The organism is Billgrantia desiderata (genome assembly GCF_900108215.1).
GTDB lineage: Bacteria > Pseudomonadota > Gammaproteobacteria > Pseudomonadales > Halomonadaceae > Halomonas > Halomonas desiderata.
Genome location: NZ_FNVC01000023.1, coordinates 40,816 through 63,357, shown reverse-complemented (window position 1 = coordinate 63,357; position 22,542 = coordinate 40,816). Strand labels below are relative to the sequence as shown.

General features: G+C 66.4%; 19 protein-coding genes. 1 reads left to right on the top strand and 18 read right to left on the bottom strand.

Annotation, left to right across the window (positions count from 1 at the left end):
* Positions 1 to 284: 284 nt before the first annotated feature.
* Positions 285 to 1,268 (top strand): Ppx/GppA phosphatase family protein, encoded by a 984-nt coding sequence (locus C4S71_RS17815; protein WP_103970084.1) that lies wholly within the window; start codon positions 285 to 287, stop codon positions 1,266 to 1,268.
* An 11-nt stretch (positions 1,269 to 1,279) separates the two neighbouring features.
* Here C4S71_RS17815 and tilS read toward each other — a convergent pair whose 3' ends face one another.
* The 18 genes from tilS to rpsB all read right to left on the bottom strand — a co-directional run bounded on the left by tilS (position 1,280) and on the right by rpsB (position 22,271).
* Positions 1,280 to 2,584 carry a tRNA lysidine(34) synthetase TilS gene (gene tilS / locus C4S71_RS17810; protein ID WP_103970083.1) on the bottom strand — a complete coding sequence of 435 codons (1,305 nt, stop codon included), beginning with the start codon at positions 2,582 to 2,584 and terminating at the stop codon, positions 1,280 to 1,282.
* Positions 2,568 to 3,521 carry an acetyl-CoA carboxylase carboxyl transferase subunit alpha gene (accA, locus tag C4S71_RS17805; RefSeq protein WP_086509333.1) on the bottom strand — a complete coding sequence of 318 codons (954 nt, stop codon included), beginning with the start codon at positions 3,519 to 3,521 and terminating at the stop codon, positions 2,568 to 2,570. Before accA ends, tilS begins: the two co-directional genes overlap by 17 nt.
* A 292-nt stretch (positions 3,522 to 3,813) precedes the next feature.
* Positions 3,814 to 7,317 (bottom strand): DNA polymerase III subunit alpha, encoded by a 3,504-nt coding sequence (gene dnaE / locus C4S71_RS17800; RefSeq protein WP_103970082.1) that lies wholly within the window; start codon positions 7,315 to 7,317, stop codon positions 3,814 to 3,816.
* A gap of 212 nt (positions 7,318 to 7,529) precedes the next feature.
* Positions 7,530 to 8,141 carry a ribonuclease HII gene (gene rnhB / locus C4S71_RS17795; protein ID WP_086509335.1) on the bottom strand — a complete coding sequence of 204 codons (612 nt, stop codon included), beginning with the start codon at positions 8,139 to 8,141 and terminating at the stop codon, positions 7,530 to 7,532.
* Positions 8,138 to 9,361: a lipid-A-disaccharide synthase gene (gene lpxB / locus C4S71_RS17790; RefSeq protein ID WP_103970081.1), complete on the bottom strand. Its 1,224-nt coding sequence runs from the start codon at positions 9,359 to 9,361 to the stop codon at positions 8,138 to 8,140. Before lpxB ends, rnhB begins: the two co-directional genes overlap by 4 nt.
* 23 nt (positions 9,362 to 9,384) lie before the next feature.
* Positions 9,385 to 10,152 (bottom strand): acyl-ACP--UDP-N-acetylglucosamine O-acyltransferase, encoded by a 768-nt coding sequence (gene lpxA, locus C4S71_RS17785; RefSeq protein WP_103970080.1) that lies wholly within the window; start codon positions 10,150 to 10,152, stop codon positions 9,385 to 9,387.
* Positions 10,149 to 10,592, bottom strand: a complete 444-nt coding sequence (gene fabZ, locus C4S71_RS17780; RefSeq protein ID WP_035592045.1) for a 3-hydroxyacyl-ACP dehydratase FabZ — start codon at positions 10,590 to 10,592, stop codon at positions 10,149 to 10,151. Before fabZ ends, lpxA begins: the two co-directional genes overlap by 4 nt.
* Before the next feature lie 123 nt (positions 10,593 to 10,715).
* Positions 10,716 to 11,756, bottom strand: coding sequence for a UDP-3-O-(3-hydroxymyristoyl)glucosamine N-acyltransferase (lpxD, locus tag C4S71_RS17775; RefSeq protein WP_086509338.1), 1,041 nt, complete (start codon positions 11,754 to 11,756; stop codon positions 10,716 to 10,718).
* 45 nt (positions 11,757 to 11,801) lie between these two features.
* Positions 11,802 to 12,308 (bottom strand): OmpH/Skp family outer membrane protein, encoded by a 507-nt coding sequence (locus tag C4S71_RS17770; RefSeq protein WP_086509339.1) that lies wholly within the window; start codon positions 12,306 to 12,308, stop codon positions 11,802 to 11,804.
* Between the two features lie 25 nt (positions 12,309 to 12,333).
* Positions 12,334 to 14,676 (bottom strand): outer membrane protein assembly factor BamA, encoded by a 2,343-nt coding sequence (bamA, locus tag C4S71_RS17765; protein ID WP_234250790.1) that lies wholly within the window; start codon positions 14,674 to 14,676, stop codon positions 12,334 to 12,336.
* Between the two features lie 122 nt (positions 14,677 to 14,798).
* Positions 14,799 to 16,157, bottom strand: a complete 1,359-nt coding sequence (gene rseP / locus C4S71_RS17760; protein WP_103970079.1) for a sigma E protease regulator RseP — start codon at positions 16,155 to 16,157, stop codon at positions 14,799 to 14,801.
* Positions 16,158 to 16,202: 45 nt separating this feature from the next.
* Positions 16,203 to 17,396, bottom strand: a complete 1,194-nt coding sequence (gene ispC, locus C4S71_RS17755) for a 1-deoxy-D-xylulose-5-phosphate reductoisomerase (protein ID WP_103970098.1) — start codon at positions 17,394 to 17,396, stop codon at positions 16,203 to 16,205.
* A gap of 16 nt (positions 17,397 to 17,412) precedes the next feature.
* Complete coding sequence (locus tag C4S71_RS17750) at positions 17,413 to 18,213, bottom strand: phosphatidate cytidylyltransferase (RefSeq protein WP_103970078.1); 801 nt, start codon at positions 18,211 to 18,213, stop codon at positions 17,413 to 17,415.
* Entirely contained in the window at positions 18,206 to 18,982 is a 777-nt protein-coding gene (uppS, locus tag C4S71_RS17745; protein WP_422666858.1) for a polyprenyl diphosphate synthase, read from the bottom strand. Before uppS ends, C4S71_RS17750 begins: the two co-directional genes overlap by 8 nt.
* Positions 18,983 to 19,040: 58 nt before the next feature.
* Complete coding sequence (gene frr, locus C4S71_RS17740) at positions 19,041 to 19,598, bottom strand: ribosome recycling factor (protein ID WP_103970076.1); 558 nt, start codon at positions 19,596 to 19,598, stop codon at positions 19,041 to 19,043.
* Between the two features lie 4 nt (positions 19,599 to 19,602).
* Positions 19,603 to 20,364, bottom strand: coding sequence for a UMP kinase (gene pyrH / locus C4S71_RS17735; protein ID WP_086509344.1), 762 nt, complete (start codon positions 20,362 to 20,364; stop codon positions 19,603 to 19,605).
* 115 nt (positions 20,365 to 20,479) lie between these two features.
* On the bottom strand, positions 20,480 to 21,349 hold the full coding sequence (gene tsf / locus C4S71_RS17730; RefSeq protein ID WP_103970075.1) for a translation elongation factor Ts: 870 nt from the start codon (positions 21,347 to 21,349) through the stop codon (positions 20,480 to 20,482).
* 175 nt (positions 21,350 to 21,524) lie between these two features.
* Positions 21,525 to 22,271 carry a 30S ribosomal protein S2 gene (gene rpsB / locus C4S71_RS17725; protein ID WP_010630160.1) on the bottom strand — a complete coding sequence of 249 codons (747 nt, stop codon included), beginning with the start codon at positions 22,269 to 22,271 and terminating at the stop codon, positions 21,525 to 21,527.
* Positions 22,272 to 22,542: the final 271 nt, after the last annotated feature.

Below are 22,542 nucleotides of genomic sequence, written 5' to 3'. Positions count from 1 at the left end.
GCACGGTATCGTGTAAGAGGGAGCAGCGCTTCGTGTCGCATGGATTCATCGCCTGTGCGTTTCAAGTGCCACCATGGCTTCGGCACATGACAACGAGCGACAAGAAGGGGCTGTCTGACGACTTGATGTTGACCGCGACGCGGTCGGAAAGCATTCGGAACAGGCGAACGTCTCGATGTTAGTCAAGGCCGGCGACGAACGCAACCCCATCGATCGCCCCCCGCGCGATTGACACGCTCGCGCCAGCGCCGCAACCTTTAGCTATCCGCTATCAGGACGCTTCGATGACTGCACCCAAGGACAGGCCTCAACCCGCCAGCAATGACACCGCCCTGCTTCAAGGGCAAGACTCATGGCAGCTGGCAGCCATCGATCTGGGCTCCAACAGCTTTCACCTGCTGGTTGCCAGCTATCGGGACGAGCGACTGAGCGTGGTGACGCGCTGCGGTGAAAAGGTGCAGCTGGCAGCGGGCCTGGACAGCCGCAATCATCTGGACGAAGCCGCCATTCAGCGTGCGCTCACCTGCCTCGAACGCTTCCTGCCCTACCTGGAGGGCGTGGCCCGCAGCCGTCTGCGAGTGGTGGGCACCAGTGCGCTGCGCACGGCGCTCAATCGCCAATCCTTCGTCACGCGTGCCGAAGCCCTGCTGGGCTGTCGCGTCGAGATCATCTCCGGTGAGGAAGAGGCTCGACTGATCTACCTGGGGGCATCTCAGACCATGGCCGCGAACGGGCGGCGCCTGGTCGTCGACATCGGCGGCGGCTCCACCGAGTTCATCATCGGGGATCCAGCGGGGCCGCTGCTGCTGCAGAGCCTCGACGTTGGCTGCGTCACCCATACGCGCCGCCATTTCAGCGACGGTACGGTCAACGAAGCCAACATGCGCCGGGCGGAAGCGGACGTGCTGACGCGACTCGAGGCCATTCAAGCCAACTATCGCGAGCTGGGCTGGAGCGAAGCGTTGGGCTCCAGCGGCACCATCAAGGCGGCCGCCTCGGTGCTTGCCGCCAGCGGCGGCAAGCCGGGCGTCATCACCCGCAGCGGCCTGCAGACGCTACGTCAGCGCCTGATCGAATGCGAACGCCTGGACAACGTCACGCTGGCGGGGCTGAAGCCGGACCGCTCGCGCATCTTTCCCGCTGGCGTGGCCATTCTCGGGGCCATCTTCGAGACATTCGAGCTGACGACGATGAACTATGCCGATGGTGCGCTGCGTGAGGGCGTGTTGCACGACATGCTGACTTGCGCCCCCTTGCAGCAGGCATAGCGCAGCGTCGGTTACTCCTCTCTCACCGCAGAAGCCCACCCCGCCGCCACCGCCAGCCAGCGCCCTTCCGGCAGCAGCAGCGCCGCTACCGGATGCTGCTCGTGCCAGACCACGGCGACACGCTCCCGCGCCCAGGGCGGCACCTGGGCCTCCTGCAGCAGGCGCTTGAGGTCGCGGCTGCCGCGCCCGGCGAGGCACAACCGCTCGCCGCCCTGGCGAGCCTTCAGCGTCAGTCGCACCGGATGGCCCTCGACGGGCGCCAAGCCGACGCCGATCTCGCCCCAGGGCGACACCAGCGGTGCCCTGCCGTCCCATTCGAGAGTCCATTCCGGCAGCAGCGAATCCCAAGGGAGCAGCAGGTAGAGCTGGCCGCGCCAGATGCGCGCCTCGGCCCCGCTCCAGCTCACCCGGACCTGGGCGTCGCTGCGCGCCTCGAGCTGCTCGAGCAGCGTTTCGAGACGCCCCGCCGGCGGCGTGGGCACACCCAACCGGTGGCAGACGTGACGCAACAGTGAGCGCCGCCGCGGCACAGACAGCCTCAGCAACGCCGACACATCGAGGCAGCCCGGGTCGTCGCCCAGGGCGGCAAGGTCGCCTGCGGCCAGCTCCTCGAGCAGTTGCTCCGCCTCGCCGGCAAGCCGGGCGCTGCCGGCCAGGGCCGTGGCCGCCTGGGGCCAGCGCGACTGCAGCAGCGGCAATACGCTGCCACGCAGGAAGTTGCGGTCCAGCGACTCGTCGGTGTTGCTGGGGTCGTCGATCCAGCTCAGCCCGAGCCGGGCCGCTGCGGCTTCGAGCTCGTTCCGTGAGCATGCCAGCAGCGGGCGCACGAGGCGTCGCCCCCGCCACTCGCGTTCCGCCGGCATGCCCGCCAGGCCGCGTACGCCGCTGCCGCGCAGGGCGGCGAGCAGAAAGGTCTCCGCCTGATCGTCACGATGCTGAGCCAGCCACAGCGTCTCACCCGATGCCACACGGCGGGCGAACGCCGCGTAACGCGCTTCCCGCGCCGCCCCCTCGAGCCCCAGCCCGGCGTCGCGCTCGACCGCCACGCGCTCGATGAAGAGCGGCACACCGAGCCGCGAGGCAAGCCGACGGCAGTGGCGTTCGAAGCCGTCGGCGGCACGCTGAAGGCCATGATGAACGTGCAGTGCGTACAACGGGCGAGGGTGACGCCGACAGGCCTGGGCCGCCAGCGTGAGCAGCAGGCTCGAATCCAGCCCGCCGGAGAGTGCCACCCAGACGACACGCCCCGGCGGGGTCTCCGCCAGGGCGTCGTCGATCAGGGCTTGCAGCGATGCTCTCTTATGCCGGGGCGCCATAGCTCATCAGGCGCTCATACCGGCGCTCCAGGAGGGCGTCGGTCTCCATCGCCTCGAGTCGATCCAGGCTCGCCAGCAGCGACTCCTTGACCCGCTCGGCGGTGACGAGGGGCTGACGGTGGGCACCTCCCAGCGGCTCCTCGATCAGGGTATCGACGAAGCCCAGTTCCTTGAGCCGTTCGGCGGTGATGCCCATGGCCTGAGCCGCATCGGCGGCCCGTTCGGCGCTCTTCCACAGGATCGAGGCACAGCCTTCCGGCGAGATGACCGAATAGGTGGAGTACTGCAGCATGGACAGCTCGTCGCACACGCCGATGGCCAGCGCGCCGCCGGAGCCGCCCTCGCCCACCACGGTGGAGACGATCGGCGTCTTGAGCCGCGACATCACCGCCAGGTTGTAGGCGATGGCCTCGCTCTGGCCGCGCTCCTCGGCGTCGATACCGGGGTAGGCGCCGGGGGTGTCGATGAAGGTCAGCACCGGCATCTTGAAGCGCTCGGCCATCTCCATCAGACGGCACGCCTTTCGGTAGCCTTCGGGCCGCGGCATGCCGAAGTTGCGCCGCACCTTCTCCTTCACCTCACGCCCTTTCTGATGGCCGATGACCATCACCGGACGATCGTCCAGCCGGGCGATGCCGCCGACGATAGCCGGGTCGTCGGCGAAGCGACGGTCACCGTGCAGCTCGTCGAAGTCGGTGAAGATGTGTTCGAGATAGTCCAGCGTATAGGGGCGCTGGGGATGACGCGAGAGCTGCGAGACCTGCCAGGGGCTGAGGTCCTTGAAGATCGACTCGGTGAGCTTGCGGCTCTTCTCCTCCAGGCGGCTGATCTCGTCGCTGAGGTTGAGCTGGCTATCGTTGCCGACCAGGCGCAGCTCTTCGATCTTGGCCTGGAGTTCGGCGATGGGCTGTTCGAAATCGAGGTAATTGGGATTCATAGTGGCTGGGCCGCCTTGTCATTGCTGTCGCCGGGGCATGATGAACGCTGTTCGTCCCGGAAGCCATAAAATCGAGTGTCGGGCATTATCGCACCCTCAACGCACGGCGCAAGGCAACGTATGCGGACTTCGCCAGCACCGAGGGATGCCGGGGACAGGCCGAAGAGGAGGTCTTTTGCCATGGATGGCAAAAGTAGCGCCCAGGGATGGGTTCACAGCGCCTCCTCGCAGGCCTGTCGCCGGTCAGCCCCGGCGGCCTTGACGAGCTGCCGCCGAAGCCAAGGTGATGGACCTAACGGTATTTCAGCCGCACACCATCCTGCCCCTCCACTTCGCGCAGCGCGATCAGCAGCTCGTCGCTGGGAGCCACGCGCCACTGGGCGTCCAGCTCCAGCCAGCCGGCGGCGGCCTCATTGCGGTAGCGCAGGCGCACCGGCAGGCCGCCGTCGTCGCGGTGCGGCACGAGGCTCTCGCGCAGGCTCTCCACCAGCCTCCCGTTGACCCGGGTGCCGTCCAGCGACAGCTCCACCGCCTCGCCGTAGCGGGCGCGAGCGGCCACCATCGGCGTGACCTCCTTGCCACGCAGGCGCAGGCCGCCGGAGAAGTCGTCGCTGGAGACCTCACCCTCGACGATCAGCACCTGGTCGGCCTCGATCTGCCCACGCAGCTGATCGTAGAGCTCGCCGAACAGCGAGGCCTCGATGCGTCCGGTACGGTCGTCCAGGGTGATGAAGGCCATGGTGTCGCCGCGCTTGGACTTCATGGTGCGCACCGCCACCACCAGGCCCGCGACCCGCTGCGGCTCCCGCGACGGCTTGAGGTCGCTGATGCGGGTGGAGACGAAGCGCGCGAGCTCCTTCTCGTACTCGTCGATGGGGTGGCCGGTGAGATAGAGCCCCAGGGTCTCCTTCTCGCCGGCCAGGCGCTCCTTGTCGGTCCACTCGCGGGCGCGGCGGTAGGCCTCGTAGGGGTCGCTCTCGGCCTGGTCGTCGGCGAAGGCCTCGCCGAACATGTCCATCATGCCCAGGTTCTGGTTGGTCTGGGTCTGGGCTGCGGCGCGCAGGGCGTCGTCCAGAGCGGCGCTGAGCACCGCCCGGTTGGGTCCCAGGTTGTCCAGGGCGCCGGAGCGGATCAACGCCTCCAGGGTGCGCTTGTTCATGCGCTTGGGGTCGACCCGGCGGCAAAAGTCGAACAGGTCGCTGAAGGGGCCCTCGGCCTCGCGCGCCTCGACGATGGCGCCGATGGGCCCCTCGCCCACCCCGCGGATGGCGCCCAGGCCGTAGACCACACGCCCCTCGGTATCGACGGTGAACTTGTAGCCGCCGATGTTGACGTCCGGCGGAGTCACGGTCAGGCCGATGCGCCGTGACTCCTCGATCAGCGGCACCACCTTGTCGAGGTTGTCCATTTCGGTGGACATCACCGCGGCCATGAACGGGCCGGGATAATGCGCCTTGAGCCAGGCGGTCTGGTAGGAGACCAGGCCGTAGGCCGCCGAGTGCGACTTGTTGAAGCCGTAGCCGGCGAACTTCTCCACCAGGTCGAAGATGTTGCCCGCCAGCTCCTTGTCGATGCCGTTGGCCGCACAGCCCTCCATGAAGCCGCTGCGCTGCTTGGCCATCTCCTCGGGTTTCTTCTTGCCCATGGCACGCCGCAGCATGTCGGCCTGGCCGAGCGTGTAGCCGGCCAGCACCTGGGCGATCTGCATCACCTGCTCCTGGTAGAGGATGATGCCGTAGGTGGGTTCCAGCACCGGCTTGAGCCACTCGTGCTGGTAGTCCGGATGCGGGTAGGAGATCTCCGCGCGGCCGTGCTTGCGGTTGATGAAGTCGTCCACCATGCCCGACTGCAGCGGGCCCGGGCGGAACAGCGCGACGAGGGCAATCATGTCCTCCAGCGAGTCGGGCAAGAGGCGCTTGATCAGTTCCTTCATGCCGCGGGATTCGAGCTGGAACACCGCCGTGGTCTCGGCACGCTTGAGCATCTCGAAGGTGGGGCCGTCGTCGAGCGGGATGCTGTCGATGTCGAGCGGGCCTTCGCCCTTGACCGCGCGTACCTTGTCGACCATCTCCAGCGCCCAGTCGATGATGGTCAGGGTACGCAGACCGAGGAAGTCGAACTTGACCAGCCCGGCCTCCTCGATGTCGTTCTTGTCGAACTGCACCACCAGCCCCGAGCCGCCCTCGTCGCACAGCAGCGGCGAGAAATCGGTGAGTTTGGTCGGCGCGATCACCACGCCGCCGGCATGCTTGCCGGTGCCGCGGGTGATGCCTTCGAGCTTGACCGCCATCTCCCAGATCTCGGCGGCCTCCTCGTCGTTCTCGACGAACTCCTTGAGCGCCGGCTCCGCCTCGATGGCCTTGGCCAGGGTCATGCCCACCTCGAAGGGGATCAGCTTGGAGAGCTTGTCGCCCAGCGAGTAGGGCTTGCCCTGGGCGCGGGCCACGTCGCGTACCACCGCCTTGGCGGCCATGGTGCCGAAGGTGACGATCTGCGACACCGCGTTGCGTCCGTAGCGGTCGGCCACGTACTCGATCACCCGGTCACGCTTCTCCATGCAGAAGTCGACGTCGAAGTCGGGCATCGAGACCCGCTCGGGGTTGAGGAAGCGCTCGAACAGCAGGTCGTACTCCAGCGGATCGAGGTCGGTGATCTTCTGCGCGTAGGCCACCAGCGAGCCGGCACCCGAGCCGCGCCCCGGCCCCACCGGCACGTCGTTGTCCTTGGCCCACTTGATGAAGTCCATCACGATCAGGAAGTAGCCAGGGAAGCCCATCTGAATGATGATGTCGAGCTCGAAGTCCAGCCGTTCGCGATAGCGCTTGTCGATCTCGGCGTACTCGGCGCTGTCGCGGGGGTACTTCTCGGGCGGGTAGAGGAAGTCGAGGCGCTCGTCGAGGCCGTCGTGGGAGACCTTGCGGAAGAATTCGTCCTGGGTCATGCCCTCGGGAATCTCGAACTCCGGCAGGAAGATCTCGCCCAGACGCACGTCGACGTTGCAGCGCGCGGCGATCATCACGCTGTTCTCGAGCGCCTCGGGGATGTCGGCGAACAGCTCGGCCATCTCCACCGGGCTCTTGAGGTACTGTTCTTCGGTGTACTTGCGCTCGCGGCGCGGGTCGTCCAGCGCCTTGCCCTCGCCGATGGAGACCCGCGTCTCGTGGGCCCAGAAGTCGTCACGCTCGAGGAAGCGCACGTCGTTGGTCGCCACCACCGGCGTGCCCGTGGCCACGGCCAGTTCCACCGAGAGGTGCACGCACTCCTCCTCCAGCGGCCGCCCGGTGCGGGTCAGCTCCAGGTAGAAGCGCTCCGGGAAGGCCGTCTGCCACTCCTCGAGCAGCACACGCGCCTCGTCGCGATGGTCGGCCAGCAGGTGGCGGCCGATCTCCCCTTCGCGGCCACCGGAAAGCGCGATCAGCCCCTCGCTCTGCTCCAGCACCCAGGCCTTCTCCAGCAGCGCCCGCCCCTGGCGCTGCCCTTCCATCCAGCCCCGTGAGATCAGCTCGGTGAGGTTGCGATAGCCGGTATCGTTCATCGCCAGCAGGGTCAGCCGGTAGGGGTGCGTCTCGTCGTGGGGATTCACCAGCCACAGGTCGGTGCCGATGATCGGCTTCAGCCCGCTGCCCTGGGCGCCGCGGTAGAACTTGACCAGGCCGAACAGGTTGGCCTCGTCGGTCACGGCCAGCGCCGGCATGCCCTGCTCGACGGTGGCCTTGATCAGCGGCTTGAGCCGTACCAAGCCATCGACCAGGGAGTACTCGGTGTGAACGCGAAGGTGTACGAAGGGCGTGGTCATAAGAGGCTCGGGGCTTGGCGGTAAATGGGCGACACGAAAAACAGGCTATCGGGCCTGCGATATAACTCAAATCCGCTCGGGCTGATCCGGCGATAGGCCTTCGCGGGGGCGCCGTGAATACATCCTTGTAAGCTACTTTTGCCTTCCCTGGCAAAAGACCCCCGCTACGACCTATCCCCGGCGCCCTCGCTGTAGTGGGAGCGGCTCATGGGCTAAAGCAGCTCGAGTTGTCCTTTCAGCGGGGCGAAGGAGCGGCGATGCTCGGGCAAGGGCCCGAGGCGCTCCAGCGCGTCCAGATGCTCGGGCGTGGCATAGCCCTTGTGGCGGGCGAAGCCGTACTCGGGGAAGAGCGCGTCGAGCGCCACCATCTGGGCGTCACGGGCCACCTTGGCCAGGATCGAGGCCGCGGCGATGGCCGGATGGCGGGCGTCGCCCTTGACGACCGCCTGACCGGGTACATGATGCCCAGGCAGTCGATTGCCGTCCACCAGCAGGTACTCCGGTATCAGCGGCAGTGCATCGATCGCGCGACGCATGGCCAGGTGGGTGGCATGGTAGATGTTCAGCTCGTCGACCTCGGCGTGGGACGCCTCGGCCACGGCGAAGGCCAGGGCCTTGTCGCGGATCTCCACGTCCAGCTCCGCACGCCGCTGGGGGGTGAGCTTCTTGGAGTCGGTCAGGCCGGCGATGGGGCGCAGCGGATCGAGGATCACCGCCGCGGCCACCACCGCGCCGATCAGCGGTCCGCGCCCCACCTCGTCGACGCCGGCCAGCAGGTGGCCCTGATAGTCGATGATCAGTTGGGGAAAGGGAGACTCGCTCATGTCTCGCTCCTCCTGGCCTCTACCTCGGGATCGGGTGTCATGGTATCGCTTGCCACCGACTCAGGCAGCGGCCGCCCCGCCACCACGGCTTCGATGGCCTCCACCGCCCTGGCGCTGGCGTTACGCTGCAGCCCGGCGTGCATGGCGGCGAAACGCGCCTCGAGAGCGGCGCGCGCCTCGCCGTCGTCGAGCAGCGGACCGATGCGCGCGACGATTGCCTCGGCCGTGAGCGCGTCCTGGATCAGCTCGGGAATCAAGGTCTCCTGAGCGATCAGATTGGGCAGCGAAATCCACGGCGTCTTGACCAGACGCTTGGCCAGCCAGTGGGTCAGCGGCGCCATGCGGTAGCCCACCAGCATCGCGCGATGACACAGCATGCCCTCCAGCGCCGCCGTGCCGGAAGCGAGCAGCACGGCATCGCTGGCCACCATGGCCTGGCGTGCGCGACCGTCGAGCAGTAGAGCGCGCTCCCTCAGCAACGGTCGGTGTTCGAGCAGCGCTTCGAGCTCGGCGCGGCGCAGCGGGGTGGCCGCCGGTATCACGACGCGCAAGTCGGGGCGTTCGCGGCACAACCGCTCGGCGGCGTCGAGAAAGGTCTCGCCGAGAAAGCGGATCTCGTTGGCCCGGGAGCCCGGCAGCACGGCCAGCACCGGCCCGCTGAGCGGTAAGCCGATTTCCTCTCGTGCCGCACCGCGATCGTTGGCCAGCGGCAGCTCGTCGGCCAGCGGATGACCGACGAAGGCCACCGGTAGATCGTGCTTCTCGTAGAAGGCGGCTTCGAAGGGCAGAAAGGTGAGCATGGCATCCACCGAGCGGACGATGCCCTTGACCCGCCCCTGACGCCAGGCCCACACCGTGGGGCTGACGTAGTGCACGGTGGTGAGCCCCGCCTCGCGCAGCTGACGCTCGAGGCCGAGATTGAAATCGGGCGCGTCGATACCGATCATCACGTCCGGCTGCCAGGCCAGGGCATCGGCGCGCAGCGCACGGCGCACCCGAATCAGCTCCGGCAGATGCTTGAGCACCTCGACCAGCCCCATCACCGAGAGCGTCTCGAGGGGAAAGCGGCTGTCGATGCCCTCGGCGAGCATGCCCGGCCCGCCGATGCCGCGGAACTCGACACCGGGGTGACGCGCCTTGAGCGCCCGCATCAGGCTGGCGCCGAGAAGGTCGCCGGACATCTCGCCGGCGACGATGTAGACACGCGCTAACTGGCTCATATCGGACCCGTTTCGACGTCCGCTCAGCGAACGATGCCGCGCGTCGAGACCTCGATGGAAGCCGCAAAGGCCTCGGTTTCGGGCAGGGCGTAGCGGTTGCGGATCTCGTCCAGCGCCTGGGCCACGGTCAAGCCCTGACGATAGACCAGCTTGTAGCACTCGCCCAGCGCCTTGATCGCTTCGGTCGAGAAACCGCGGCGCTTGAGGCCGACCAGATTGAGCCCATGAGGCCTGGCCGGACTGCCATTGATCATCAGGAACGCCGGCGTGTCCTTGGTGATGATCGAACCGCCACCGGCCATGGCGTAGTCGCCGAAATGGCAGAACTGGTGGATGGCCGAGAGCCCACCGAGAATGACGAAGTTGCCCAGGGTCACATGCCCGGCAAGCGTTGCCTGGTTGGCCAGCACGCAGTCGTTGCCGATGATGCAGTCGTGCCCCACGTGCACGTAGGCCATGAACAGGTTGCGCGAGCCGATGGTGGTCTCGCCGCGATCCTGCGCGGTGCCGCGGTGCAGGGTCACGCCCTCGCGGATGACGTTGTCGTCACCCATCACCAGGCGGGTCGGCTCGCCGGCGTACTTCTTGTCCTGGCAATCCTCGCCTACGGAAGCGAACTGGAAGATCCGGGTTCGGGCGCCAAGCACGGTCGGCCCCTTGACCACCACATGCGGGCCGATACGACTGCCGGGGCCGATCTCGACATCCGGCCCGATAACGCTGAAGGGGCCGACTTCCACGTCCTCGGCCAGACGGGCCCCAGGATCGACGATGGCGGTGCTATGTATCAAGAAACCTTCCTCTCGGCACAGATGATGTCGGCCTCGCAGGCCAATTCACCCTCTACGGTAGCACGACAGGCGAACTTCCAGATGCCGCGCTTTTCACGTTCGACCTTGGCCTCCAGCTTCAGGCGATCGCCCGGCATCACCGGCCGCTTGAAGCGCACGTTGTCGCTACCCACCAGGTAATAGACGTAGCCGTCGGCAGGCAGCTTGTTGACGGTCTTGAACCCGAGGATACCGCATACCTGGGCCAGCGCCTCGAGCACCAGCACACCGGGCATGATCGGATGGTGAGGGAAATGGCCGTTGAAGAACGGCTCGTTGATGCTGACGTTCTTGTAGCCCACGATGGATTCGCCAAGGCTCAGCTCCGTCACCCGATCGACCAGCAGAAAGGGATATCGGTGCGGCAGATAATCACGAATCTCGTTGATGTCCATTACCATCGTAGCGACCTCTGAAATGAAGTAGGGAAGCCTTGGCGAAACGTCCAGCAAGCGTCGCACCCGGCTTCCCGAAAACCGCCTGCAAGCGGCAGGCGAGGAATTATAACGCCGCCCGATCCTGTCTCAACCCTGCTGATCGCGCTTCTCGAGCCGCGCCAGGCGCCTGGCCATGTCGTCGAGCTGCTTGAAACGTACCGCATTCTTGCGCCACTGGGCATTGGACATGGCACCGGTACCCGACGAGTAGACCCCCGGCTCGTGGATCGAGTTGGTCACCAGGCTCATGCCGGTGACCTGCACGCCGTCGCAGATCGTCAGGTGGCCGGAGAGCCCCACGCCGCCGCCCAGCATGCAGTTCCTGCCGACCCGGGTGGAGCCGGCGATGCCCACGCAGCCGGCCAGGGCGGAGTGGTCGCCGATACGCACGTTGTGGGCGATCTGCACCTGACTGTCGATCTTGACGTCGTTGCCGATCACGGTGTCGTCCAGTGCGCCGCGGTCGATGCTGGAACAGCTGCCCACCTCGACGTCGTCGCCCAGCACCACCCCGCCCAGCTGGGCGATCTTGTGCCAGCGACCGCCGTCGTGGGCGAAGCCGAAACCGTCGCCGCCGATCACGCAGCCGCTGTGGAGAATGGCCCGCTTGCCGATGGTCACGCCATGACAGACGGTAACGTTGGCGTGCAGCCGCGATTGCTCACCGATGCATGAACCCGCCCCGATGAAGCTGCCGGCCCCCACCACCACCTCGTCGCCGAGCTCCACCCCGGCTTCGACCACGGCGTTGGGGCCGATCTCGACCCGCGCCCCGAGCACCACGTCCTCCGCCACCACGGCCGTGGGGTGGATACCGCCCACGGGCGCCGCCAGGATCGGGTCGAACAGCTGGGACAGGTGGGCATAGCCGAGATAGGGATTCGCCAGCTCCAGGCGGGCCACCGGGCAAGCGGCACCATGCTCGGGGTGGAGCAGCACCGCCCCGGCCCGACAGTTGGCGAGGTCCTTGAGGTAGGAACGATTGGCGACGAAAGCCACCTGGTCGGGGCCGGCCTCCTTGAGGGTCGCCAACCCGCTGATGCGGCGACTGCCGTCGCCGATCAGTTGTGCACCGAGCCGCTCGGCGAGCTCGGTCAGTGTGTATTGCGGAGTAGCAGGGTGCGTCATGGAAACCCGTATCGACAACGTTTCGGCAGTGCGCTGCCGAGTGGATCAATTGAGCGAGTTGAGTATTTCGATCACTTCACCCGTGAGGTTGGGCAGGTCCCGCTCGGAGTGCAGCACGCCCTGTGGCTCCACCAGCACCTGCACGTTGTGCCGCGAGATCACCTGCTCCACGGCCCGCTCCAGCTTGGGCTCGGCCTCCTGCAGGAAATTCTGCTCGGCGCGCATCTGCTCTTCCATGATCTGCTGGCGCAGCTGTTCGAAGCGGCTGCCCTTCTGCTGGAACTCCTGGATCAGCGAACGCCGCTGATCATCGGGCAGGCTGTCGCCCTCCTGCTGCAGGCGCTGCTGCAGCTGGGACAGCTCCTGCCCCAGCGACTGCGCTTCCTGCTGCTGACCGGCGAGCCGGCTCTCGAGCTGCTGCATCGAGCGCTGGGCGGCATCGGAAGAGAGCAGCGCCCCGCGCCAGTCGAGCACGGCCACCTCGGTCGAATAGGCCGGCGCAGACAACGCCGCGAACAGACCCATGCACAAAAAGAGCGTCAACTTGCGCATTCAAATTACTCCTTGAGGAGCCGGATCAGAAGGTCTGTCCCAGCGAGAATTGGAAGAACTGGGTGTTGTCGCCGCTCTTGTCGTTGAGCGGCTCGGCGATGCTGAAGGTCAGCGGGCCCACGGGCGTCAGCCAGGAGAGCCCCACACCGATGCTGTAGCGCAGCTCGCCCAGGTCGACGCCGGAGGAGCAGTTCGACGGCCCGTCGCCTTCCATGATCGGATAGCAGCTGGTCAGGAAGGTGTTGCCGGCATCGAGGAAGAAGCCGGTCTGCAGCGAGCGCTGATCCTCGACGAACGGCAGCGGGAAGAGCAGCTCGGCGCTGCCTTCGATCAGCACGTTGCCACCCAGGGTGCGGTCGCGACCGGCCTCGCGCGGCGTGGTGCGCTCGCCCAGGGTGTTGGCGGTGAAGCCGCGCACCGAGCCCAGACCGCCGGCGAAGAAGTTCTCGTAGAACGGATAGGGGTCGCTGCCGATGCTGTCGGCATAGCCCAGCGTGGTGCCGAACTTGAGCGACCAGGTCTCCTCCTCGTTGAGCGGGAAGAGCTGCTGAGCGCGGGCGCGCAGCTTGTAATAGTCGGCGTCGCTACCCGGCGCGGCGGTCTCCAGCGAGAGACGCTGATAGTTGCCCGAGGTGGGCATGATGCCGCGGTTGAGGTTGTTGCGCGTCCAACTGGCGGTGAGCTTGAGGCTCTGGGCATTGTCGCCCTGATCCTCGACGTAGCGCACGATTTCCGACGCCGTGTCGCGATAGGTCTTGACCGTCAGGTCTTCGATGCTGGCGCCGAAGTTGAGGCGCGACAGCTCGCTGATCGGATAGCCGAAGTTGATCCCCGCGCCGTAGGCGTCGGTGGAGTAGGTCGAGATATCCGAGTCTTCGAAATCGGTCTCGCGATAGAAGACGTTGTAGCCGCGCGAGATACCGTCCAGCGTCCAGTACGGGTCGGTGAAGCCGAAGTTGACGCTGGTGAAGGTGTCGCTGCGCTGGGCGCCGATGTTGACCCGGTTACCGGTGCCGAGGAAGTTGTTCTGGGCCAGCGAGGCGCCGTAGATCACCCCGGCGCTCTGCGAGAAACCGATGCTCGCCGAGATCGAACCGGAGGGCTGCTCCTCCACCGTGTAGGTGACGTCGAGCTTGTCCGGTTCGCCGGCCACCGGCTGGGTTTCCACCTCGACCTGGCGGAAGAAGCCCAACCGCTCCAGGCGACGGCGCGACTGGCTGATCGAGTCGGTGGAAGCCGGCGCCCCCTCCATCTGAATCATCTCACGACGCAACACTTCGTCCTGGGTGGTGGTGTTGCCGATGAAGTTGATCCGCCGCACGTAGGCGCGACGACCCGGGTCGACACGGATGGTCAGATCGACGGTGGAGCCGTCGGCGCGCGGCTCGGGTATGCCGTCGACACGAGCGAAGGCGAAACCCTCGGCGCCCAGGCGCGAGCGCAGGGCCTCGGTGGAAGCGGTGACGTTGCTGCGTGAGAAGATCTCGCCGCTCTCCACCTGCAGCAGGTTGCGCGCTTCCCGCTCGCCGATCTGCAGATCGCCGACGAAGCGCACGTCGCCCAGGCGGTACTGACTGCCCTCGTCGACGTTGACGGTGACGAAGATCTGCGACTTGTCGGGGCTGATCGAGACCTGGGTCGAAGTGATGTCGAAATTGACGTAGCCGCGGTCGAGGTAGAACGAGCGCAGCCGCTCCAGGTCGCCAGCGAGCGCCTCGCGGGAGTACTCGTCGCGGGAGAACCAGCCGAAGAAGCGCCCGGGCCGGTCGTTGAGCTCGAACACGTCGCGCAGCTCGTCGTCACTGAACTGGCGGTTGCCGACGATGTTGATCTGACGAATCTTGGCCACCGCCCCTTCGTTGATGTCGATATCGACCTGGACCCGGCCTTCGTCGATCTCGCGCACGTTGGTCTCGATCCGGGCGCTGTAACGCCCCTGCGCCTGATAGACGCCTTCGAGCTCGCGCTGGATGTCCTCCAGGGTGGAGAGCTGCAGCACCTGCCCTTCGGCCAGGCCGCCCTCGCGCAGGCCGCGGCGCAGATCCTCCTCGGAGAGCCGACGGTTGCCGCTGATGTTCAGGCGAGAGATGGTCGGTCGTTCGACGACCTGGATCACCAGGACGTCACCGTCGCGAGCAAGCTGAATATCGTCGAACAAACCGGTGGCGAACAGGCTGCGCGCCGCCTCGGCGAGCTCGCGGTCATCCACTCGGTCGCGTGCACTGATGGGAAAGGCGTTGAAGACGGAGGCGGCGGATACCCGCTGCAGCCCCTCCACGCGAATGTCGGTTACTTCGAAGGATTCGGCCAGCACCGTACCGGAACCGGCCAGCAGCAGAGCCGCCAGTCCAAGGGTCTTGATATTCATGCAGTCGCTTCGCTCGCGTTGATCCGCCTGCCTGTACAGACAGGCACCATATACATATGTGCGGGTGACTGACAAGGCGGAGCGTAGCTCCGCCTCCCTGAGCCTCCAACTGGAGGCGCACGCTACCAGAGACGCATCAGATCGAAATAGAGCGCCATCAGCATCAGCGTGCCGACCATCGCCAGCCCGATTCGCAATCCCAGCGCCTGAGCCCGCTCCGATACCGGCCGGCCGCGGACGGCTTCGACGAAATAATAAAGCAGGTGGCCACCGTCAAGCACCGGTATCGGCAGCAGATTCAGCACCGCCAGACTGATGGAGAGATAGGCCATGAAGCTGACGAAGGTCTCCAGCCCCGTGCGTGCCGTATCCCCCGCCATCTGAGCGATGGTGATGGGTCCGGAAAGATTGGTCGGCGAGATCAGGCCTACCAGCATCTTGCGGATCGCATCCAGCGTCAGCACCGTCATCTCGCCGGTGCGGCTGACGGCCTGACCCAAGGCGGCCACGGGACCGTAGCGGATCTCGCGCCGGAACTCCTCGGGCCACTCCACCGGTTCCACCCCGGCGCCCACGTAGCCGATGGCACCCCCCGTCTCGAGCTCACGGCTTCCCGGGATGAGGGTCACCGTCAGAGGCTCGCCGTCGCGCTGCACCTCGAGCTCCAGCGCTTCTCCGGGATTGGCCCGCACCACGCTGACGAAGTCCATCCACTCGCCGATGGGCGCCCCGTTGACGGCCAGCAGTTCGTCGCCCGGTTGCAACCCCGCCTCGGCGGCAGCCTGGCCATCCAGCACCTGCCCCAGCACCGCGGGAATACGCGGCTGCCAGGGAGTGATGCCCAGCGTAGCCAGCGGCTGCGGCGGGTCCTGGCGCACCAGGTAGTTCTCCACCGGCAGGCGGTACTCCTGCGCGCTCGAGCCGGCGTCGTCACGCGCATCGATGGTCAGCTCGCCGCTGGCCCCGATGTGGGCGATCAGGCGCAGGTTGATCTCGTCCCAGGAACGTACGGCATTGCCCTGCACCGAGACGATCTCCTGACCGCTCTGCAGGCCGCTGCGGGCCGCCGGCGAATCGGGCGCCACCTCGCCCACCACCGGTGCCACCGTCGTGGTGCCGGCGACGAACAGCGCCCAGTAGGCGACGATGGCAAGCAGGAAGTTGGCCAGCGGTCCGGCCGCGACGATGGCGATACGCTGCCATACCGTCTTGCGGTTGAACGTTTCGTGGAGCTGATCGTCGGGTACCGGCGCCTCGCGCTCGTCGAGCATCTTGACGTAGCCGCCGAGAGGAATTGCCGCCACGACGAACTCGGTCCCGTGACGGTCGGTACGGGACCAGAGCGCCTTGCCAAAGCCCACCGAGAAGCGCAGCACCCTGACACCGCAGCGGCGCGCCACCCAGTAATGACCGAACTCGTGGAAGGTGATCAACAGCCCCAGCACCACGATGACGGCCAGCACGTTCTGGATCAGGCCCAATACAGCCTCCTTGAAATGACTACTACGTCGTCGGCGAAAAGCGGCTCAGCCCCGATTCAACCACGTGTGTGCCGCCTGCCGCGCCCGGGCGTCGGCACCGAGCACGGTTTCCAGGTCGTCGCCGCGCTCCGCCGGCAGCGTCGCGAGAATCTCGCCCACCAGCTCGCCGATTCCCGGAAAGCTCAGGCGCCCCGCCAGGAAAGCGTCGACGGCTACCTCGTTGGCACCGTTGAGGATCGCCGGTGCCGTACCGCCGGCCCGCATTGCCTCTCGGGCCAGCCGCAGGCAGGGAAAAGCCGTCTCGTCGGGCGCCTCGAAATCGAGCCGGGCGATCTGGAACAGATCCAGCGCCTCGACGCCGGCGTCGATCCGCTCCGGCCAGGCCAGGCCATAGGCGATCGGCGTGCGCATGTCCGGATTGCCCAGCTGCGCCAGCACCGAACCGTCGCTGTAGGCCGCCATGGAGTGAATCACGCTCTGCGGATGCACCACCACCTGCACCTGCTCCGGCCGGGCATCGAACAGCCAGCAGGCCTCGATCAGCTCCAGCCCCTTGTTCATCAGGGTGGCGCTGTCCACCGAGATCTTGCGCCCCATCGACCAGTTGGGATGAGCGCAGGCCTGCGCCGGCGTCACCGCTGCCAGGCGCTCCCGCGACCAGCCGCGAAACGGACCTCCCGAAGCCGTCAGCAGCAGCTGCGTCACACCGTGACGCGCCAGACCGCCACGGTGCTCGGGTGGTAGACACTGGTAGATGGCATTATGTTCGGAATCGATCGGCAGCAGCGTGGCACCATGGCGCGACACGGCGTCCATGAACAGCGCCCCGGACATCACCAGGGCCTCCTTGTTGGCCAGCAGCACACGCTTGCCGGCACGCACCGCGGCAAGCGTCGGCAACAGCCCCGCGGCACCGACGATCGCCGCCATCACCACGTCCACCTCGGCGTCGCTGGCCACCTCGCTGAGCGCCTGCTGACCGGCCCGTACCTCGGTTGCCAGGCCCGCCTGCAGCAGGCGCTCGCGCAGCCAGGCGGCGTCGCGCTCGTCGTCGAGCACCGCCAGGCTGGGGCGATGGCGCTGACACTGAGCCAGCAGCGCCTCGCGCGAGCGGTGGGCGGTCAGCGCATGCACCCGGTAACGTTCGGGGTGGCGTGCGATCACGTCCAGCGTGCTGGTGCCGATGGAGCCGGTCGCCCCCAGCACCGTGACGCGCTGCTGCCGGCGAGAGTCGCTCACCTCACGGCGCTCCACGTTACAGCACTCCGAGCGAGAGCAGCGCGAACAGCGGTACCGCGGCGGTCAGACTGTCGATACGGTCGAGCACGCCGCCATGGCCCGGCAGCAGGTTGCTGGAGTCCTTGATGCCGCGAAAGCGCTTGAGCATGCTCTCGAACAGGTCGCCCATCACCGAGACCAGCGTCACGATCGCCGTGACCACGACCAGCCCCAGGCCGGCTGCCGCACCCAGCCCCTGCCAGGTGGCGAACACCAGCGCCAGCACCAGCGTCACCGCCAGCCCGCCGGCCACGCCTTCCCACGACTTGCCCGGGCTGACCGCCGGCGCCAGCTTGCGCCTGCCCCAGGCGCGGCCGCTGAAATAGGCGCCGATGTCGGCGCCCCACACCAGCAGCAGCACGTAGAGCAGCCAGATGCCGCCGGTATCGCGCAGCACGTTGAAGCCGACCCAGGTCGGCAGCAGCACCCACAGCCCCATGGCCAGGCGCATGGCCATGGACTGCCACTGTTCACTTCGCGCAGGGTACTGAACGATCCAGTAGAGATTGACCAGCCAGCCCGCCAGCGCCAGCCACAGGAGCCCGACCGACAGCGCGGCGCCCGCTCCCCACAGCACGAGCATCAACAGCGCCATGCCCGCCACCAGGGCCAGCCGCCGGTTCGTTGCGCTCACTCCGGCCAGATTGGTCCACTCCCAGGTGGCCAGCAGCACGATGCCCCCGGTGAAGGCGGCGAAGGCGCCGCCGGAAAGGCCGAACAGTCCGGCCAGCATCAGCGGCGCCAGCCACGCCGCCGTAATGACTCGCTGTCTAAGCACCCTCAGCCTCGATCTGTTCTTCGGTCATGCCGAAGCGGCGCTGCCGCCGGCGGAAGTCGTCCACTGCCAGGTCGAAGGCATCGCCGTCGAAATCGGGCCACAGCAGCGGGGTGAAATAGAGCTCTGCGTAGGCCATCTGCCACAGCAGGAAGTTGGAAATGCGCTGCTCGCCGCTGGTACGGATGCACAGGTCCACCGGCGCCTCGGCGCTCAGGCAGAGCTCGTCCTGCACGGCGTACTCATCGACCGTGGCCGGGTCCAGCTCCCCGGCCGCGGCACGCTCGGCCAGACGACGCGCCGCCGTGGCGATGTCCCAGCGACCGCCATAGTTGGCGGCGATCACCAGATGCATGCGCTGGTTGTCGCGGGTCAGCGCCTCGGCCCTGTCGATGTGCTTCTGGATCGAGCTGGAAAAGGCGCTGCGGTCGCCGATCACCGAGAGCCGGATGCCGTTCTTGTGGAGCTTCTTCACTTCGCGCTTGAGCGCAAGGAGAAACAGCTCCATCAGGGCGCTGACCTCGGCCTTGGGGCGACGCCAGTTCTCGCTGGAGAAGGCGAACAGCGTCAGGGTCTCGATGCCACGCTCGGCGGCGCGCCGGATCACTGCCCGCACGGCCTCGACGCCGGCATGATGGCCACGGATGCCGGAGAGCCCTCGCGCACGCGCCCAGCGGTTGTTGCCGTCCATGATGATCGCCACATGGCGCGGCAGGCCGTCGCCGGGGGGCTTCGGTGGCATCTTCGATGCAGAGGTCTGCGCTGACGTCATGATGTCTCGCAATGGCGGTGGGAGGTCCGGGTGGCCAGGCAGGGCCACCCGGCGCTGCTCAGACCTGCATCAGGTCGTGTTCCTTCACTTCGAGCTGCTTGTCGATCTCGCCGATGTACTTGTCGGTCAGCTTCTGGATCACGTCTTCGGCACGGTGCTGCTCGTCCTCGGAGATCTCTTTCTCCTTGAGCAGGGCCTTGATGTCGTTGTTGGCATCGCGACGCACGTTGCGTACCGCCACGCGGGCATTCTCGGCCTCGGAGCGAGCCTGCTTGATGTAGCCCTTGCGGGTCTCTTCGGTGAGCATCGGCATCGGCACGCGGATCACGTTGCCGGCGCTCGACGGGTTGAGGCCCAGATCGGAGGTCATGATGGCCTTCTCGATCTTGGGCACCATGTTCTGCTCCCAGGGCACCACGGAGAGGGTGCGGGCATCTTCGATGTTCACCGAGGCGACCTGGTTGAGCGGCACCTGGCTACCGTAATAGTCCACGGTGACCGAATCGAGGATGCTGGAGTGAGCACGCCCGGTACGGATCTTGTTGAAGTTGGCATGAAGGGCCTCGAGGCTCTTCTTCATGCGACTTTCTGCATCTTTCTGGATGTCATTGATCACGGTGTCAACCTCTGTCTATCAGCGTGCCTTCCTTGCCGCCCACCACCAGGTTCAGCAGGGCGCCCGGCTTGTTCATGTTGAAGACGCGAACCGGCATGTCATGGTCCCGCACCAGGCAGATAGCGGTCAAATCCATGATGCCGAGCTTCTGGTCGAGCGCATCATCGTAGCTCAGATGATCGTACTTGACCGCATCGGCGTGCTTGACCGGATCCTTGTCGTAGACGCCGTCCACCTTGGTCGCCTTGACCACCACGTTGGCGTCGATCTCGATGCCGCGCAGACAGGCGGCCGAATCGGTGGTGAAGAAAGGATTGCCGGTTCCGGCGGAGAACAATACCACGTCGCCGGAGGTGAGGTAGCGAATCGCCGTGCGGCGGTCGTAGTGTTCGACCACGCCGCTCATGGGGATGGCCGACATGACGCGCGAGCGGATGTTGGAGCGCTCCAGCGCGTCGCGCATGGCCAGGGCGTTCATCACCGTGGCCAGCATGCCCATGTGGTCGCCGGTGACCCGATCCATGCCCGCCGCATTGAGCGCCGCGCCGCGGAACAGGTTGCCGCCACCGATGACGATACCGACCTGCACGCCGATGCCCACCAGTTGACCGATTTCCAGCGCCATGCGGTCGAGCACCTGGGGGTCGATGCCGAAATCGTGCTCGCCCATCAGCGCCTCGCCGGAGAGCTTGAGCAGGATGCGCTTGTACTTGGATTTTTCAGTACGTGGCTTGGCGGGGTTGTCGACGTGATCGGTCGGGGGCATGGCAACTCTCCATAGCGTCAAGGGGATGAGCTAGTCTACTACGTCCGGCGCGGGGGCCGGATACGAGAAGGCGTGCGCTCTCGCGCACGCCGTTCTCGAGCTGGAACCTCTGACCTTAGCGACGGCCAGCCTGTTCCATGACTTCCTTGGCGAAGTCGACTTCTTCCTTCTCGATGCCTTCGCCCACTTCGAAGCGGGTGAAGCCAAGCACCTCGCCGCCGGCGGCCTTGACGAACTCGGCCACGGACTGGTTCGGATCCTTGACGAAGGGCTGCTCGGTCAGGCTGTTCTCGGCCAGGTACTTCTTCAGGCGGCCTTCGACCATCTTCTCGGCGATCTGCTCGGGCTTGCCGGCCATGTCGGGCTGAGCCAGGATGATCGCCTTCTCCTTGTCGAGCTGCTCCTGCGGCATGTCCTCGGGAAGCGCCACGGCCGGGTTGATCGCGGCCACGTGCATGGCGACGTCCTTGGCCACTTCGCTGTTACCGCCCTTGAGCACGGTGAGCACGCCGATGCGGCCGCCGTGGACGTATTCGCCCACCAGTGCGCCTGCCGGTGCCTCGACGACGGCGCAGCGACGCACGCCGATGTTCTCGCCGATCTTCTGCACCAGCTGCTCGCGAGCGCTCTCGAGTTCGCCGGCCATCACGGCAGCCACGTCCTCGCTCTTGGCGGCGAAGAAGGCGTCGGCAATCTTGTCAGCGAAGGCCTTGAAGTTGTCGTCGCGGGCGACGAAGTCGGTCTCGGAGTTGATCTCGACCACCACGCCATAGCTGCCGTCTGCGGCGACACGGGTCACCACGGTGCCTTCGGCGGCGGTACGGCCGGCCTTCTTGGCGGCCTTCAGACCGGAGCTCTTGCGCAGGTTCTCGATGGCGAGCTCGATGTCACCACCCGTTTCGGTGAGTGCCTTCTTGCACTCCATCATGCCGAGCCCGGTACGCTCGCGCAGCTCCTTGACCTGGGAAGCGCTGATCGCTGCCATGGTAATTCACCTCTTGGTAAGTGGAACCCGGGTTGATCCAGGTTCGACCTGGGAATAAGGGCGCCGGGCCCGAAGGCCCGGTGAACACTCGCTCCGCCGTAGCGGAGCGGTAGCGGGCGGCCGCGCGGGGCAGCCGCCCTGCCGAGCCGACACGGCCGGCTCGAGCGACGCGCCGTTACTCGGCGGCGGCAGTAGCGTCGCCGCTTTCACCCTCGGTGACCTCGACGAACTCGTCGGGGCGGCCTTCCTTCGCACGCGCGCAGGCGTCGGCGATCGCCTTGACGTAGATCTGGATGGCGCGGATGGAGTCATCGTTGCCGGGAATCACGTAGTCGACGCCGTCCGGATCGGAGTTGGTGTCCACCACGCCGATGACCGGGATGCCGAGCTTGTTCGCCTCGTTGATGGCGATGCGCTCGTGGTCCACGTCGATCACGAACAGCGCGTCGGGCAGACCGCCCATCTCCTTGATGCCGCCGATGGAGCGCTCGAGCTTGTCCTGCTCACGAGTCGCCATCAGGACTTCTTTCTTGGTCAGCTTGTCGAACGTGCCGTCCTCGCGCATGGTCTCGAGGTCGCGCAGACGCTTGATCGACTGACGGATGGTCTTGTAGTTGGTCAGCATGCCACCGAGCCAGCGGTGGTTGACGAACGGCATGCCGACGCGATTGGCTTCTTCCTTGATGATCTTGCTCGCGCTGCGCTTGGTGCCGACGAACAGGATCTTGTTGTTGGAAGCGGCCATCTTCTCGACCACGTCGATCACCTCGTTGAGGGCCGGCAGGGTGTGCTCGAGGTTGATGATGTGGATCTTGTTACGCGCGCCGAAGATGAACTTGCCCATCTTCGGGTTCCAGTAACGGGTCTGGTGACCGAAGTGTGCGCCTGCCTTGAGCAGGTCACGCATGTTGACGTGTGCCATGGATGACTCCTGAAAATCGGGTTAGGCCTCCACGCACCCCATGGATCCGACCGCCGGGAAGAACCGCGGCAGCACCCGGGACCATGTGCCGGTACGTGTGTGTTTTCAAGGCTGTTGAGTTACCGGCTCGAGTCGTGCTGCGCCAGGCGCTGGGCGACTCGCCGCCGACGCCGTCGCTGCCTCGTCGGCCGGCCGTTCGGCCTGGACCCCGACGATTGCAGGAAAGCGCGCGGCTTTATACCATAGTTCATCCACGAGATGAAGTCGCCCG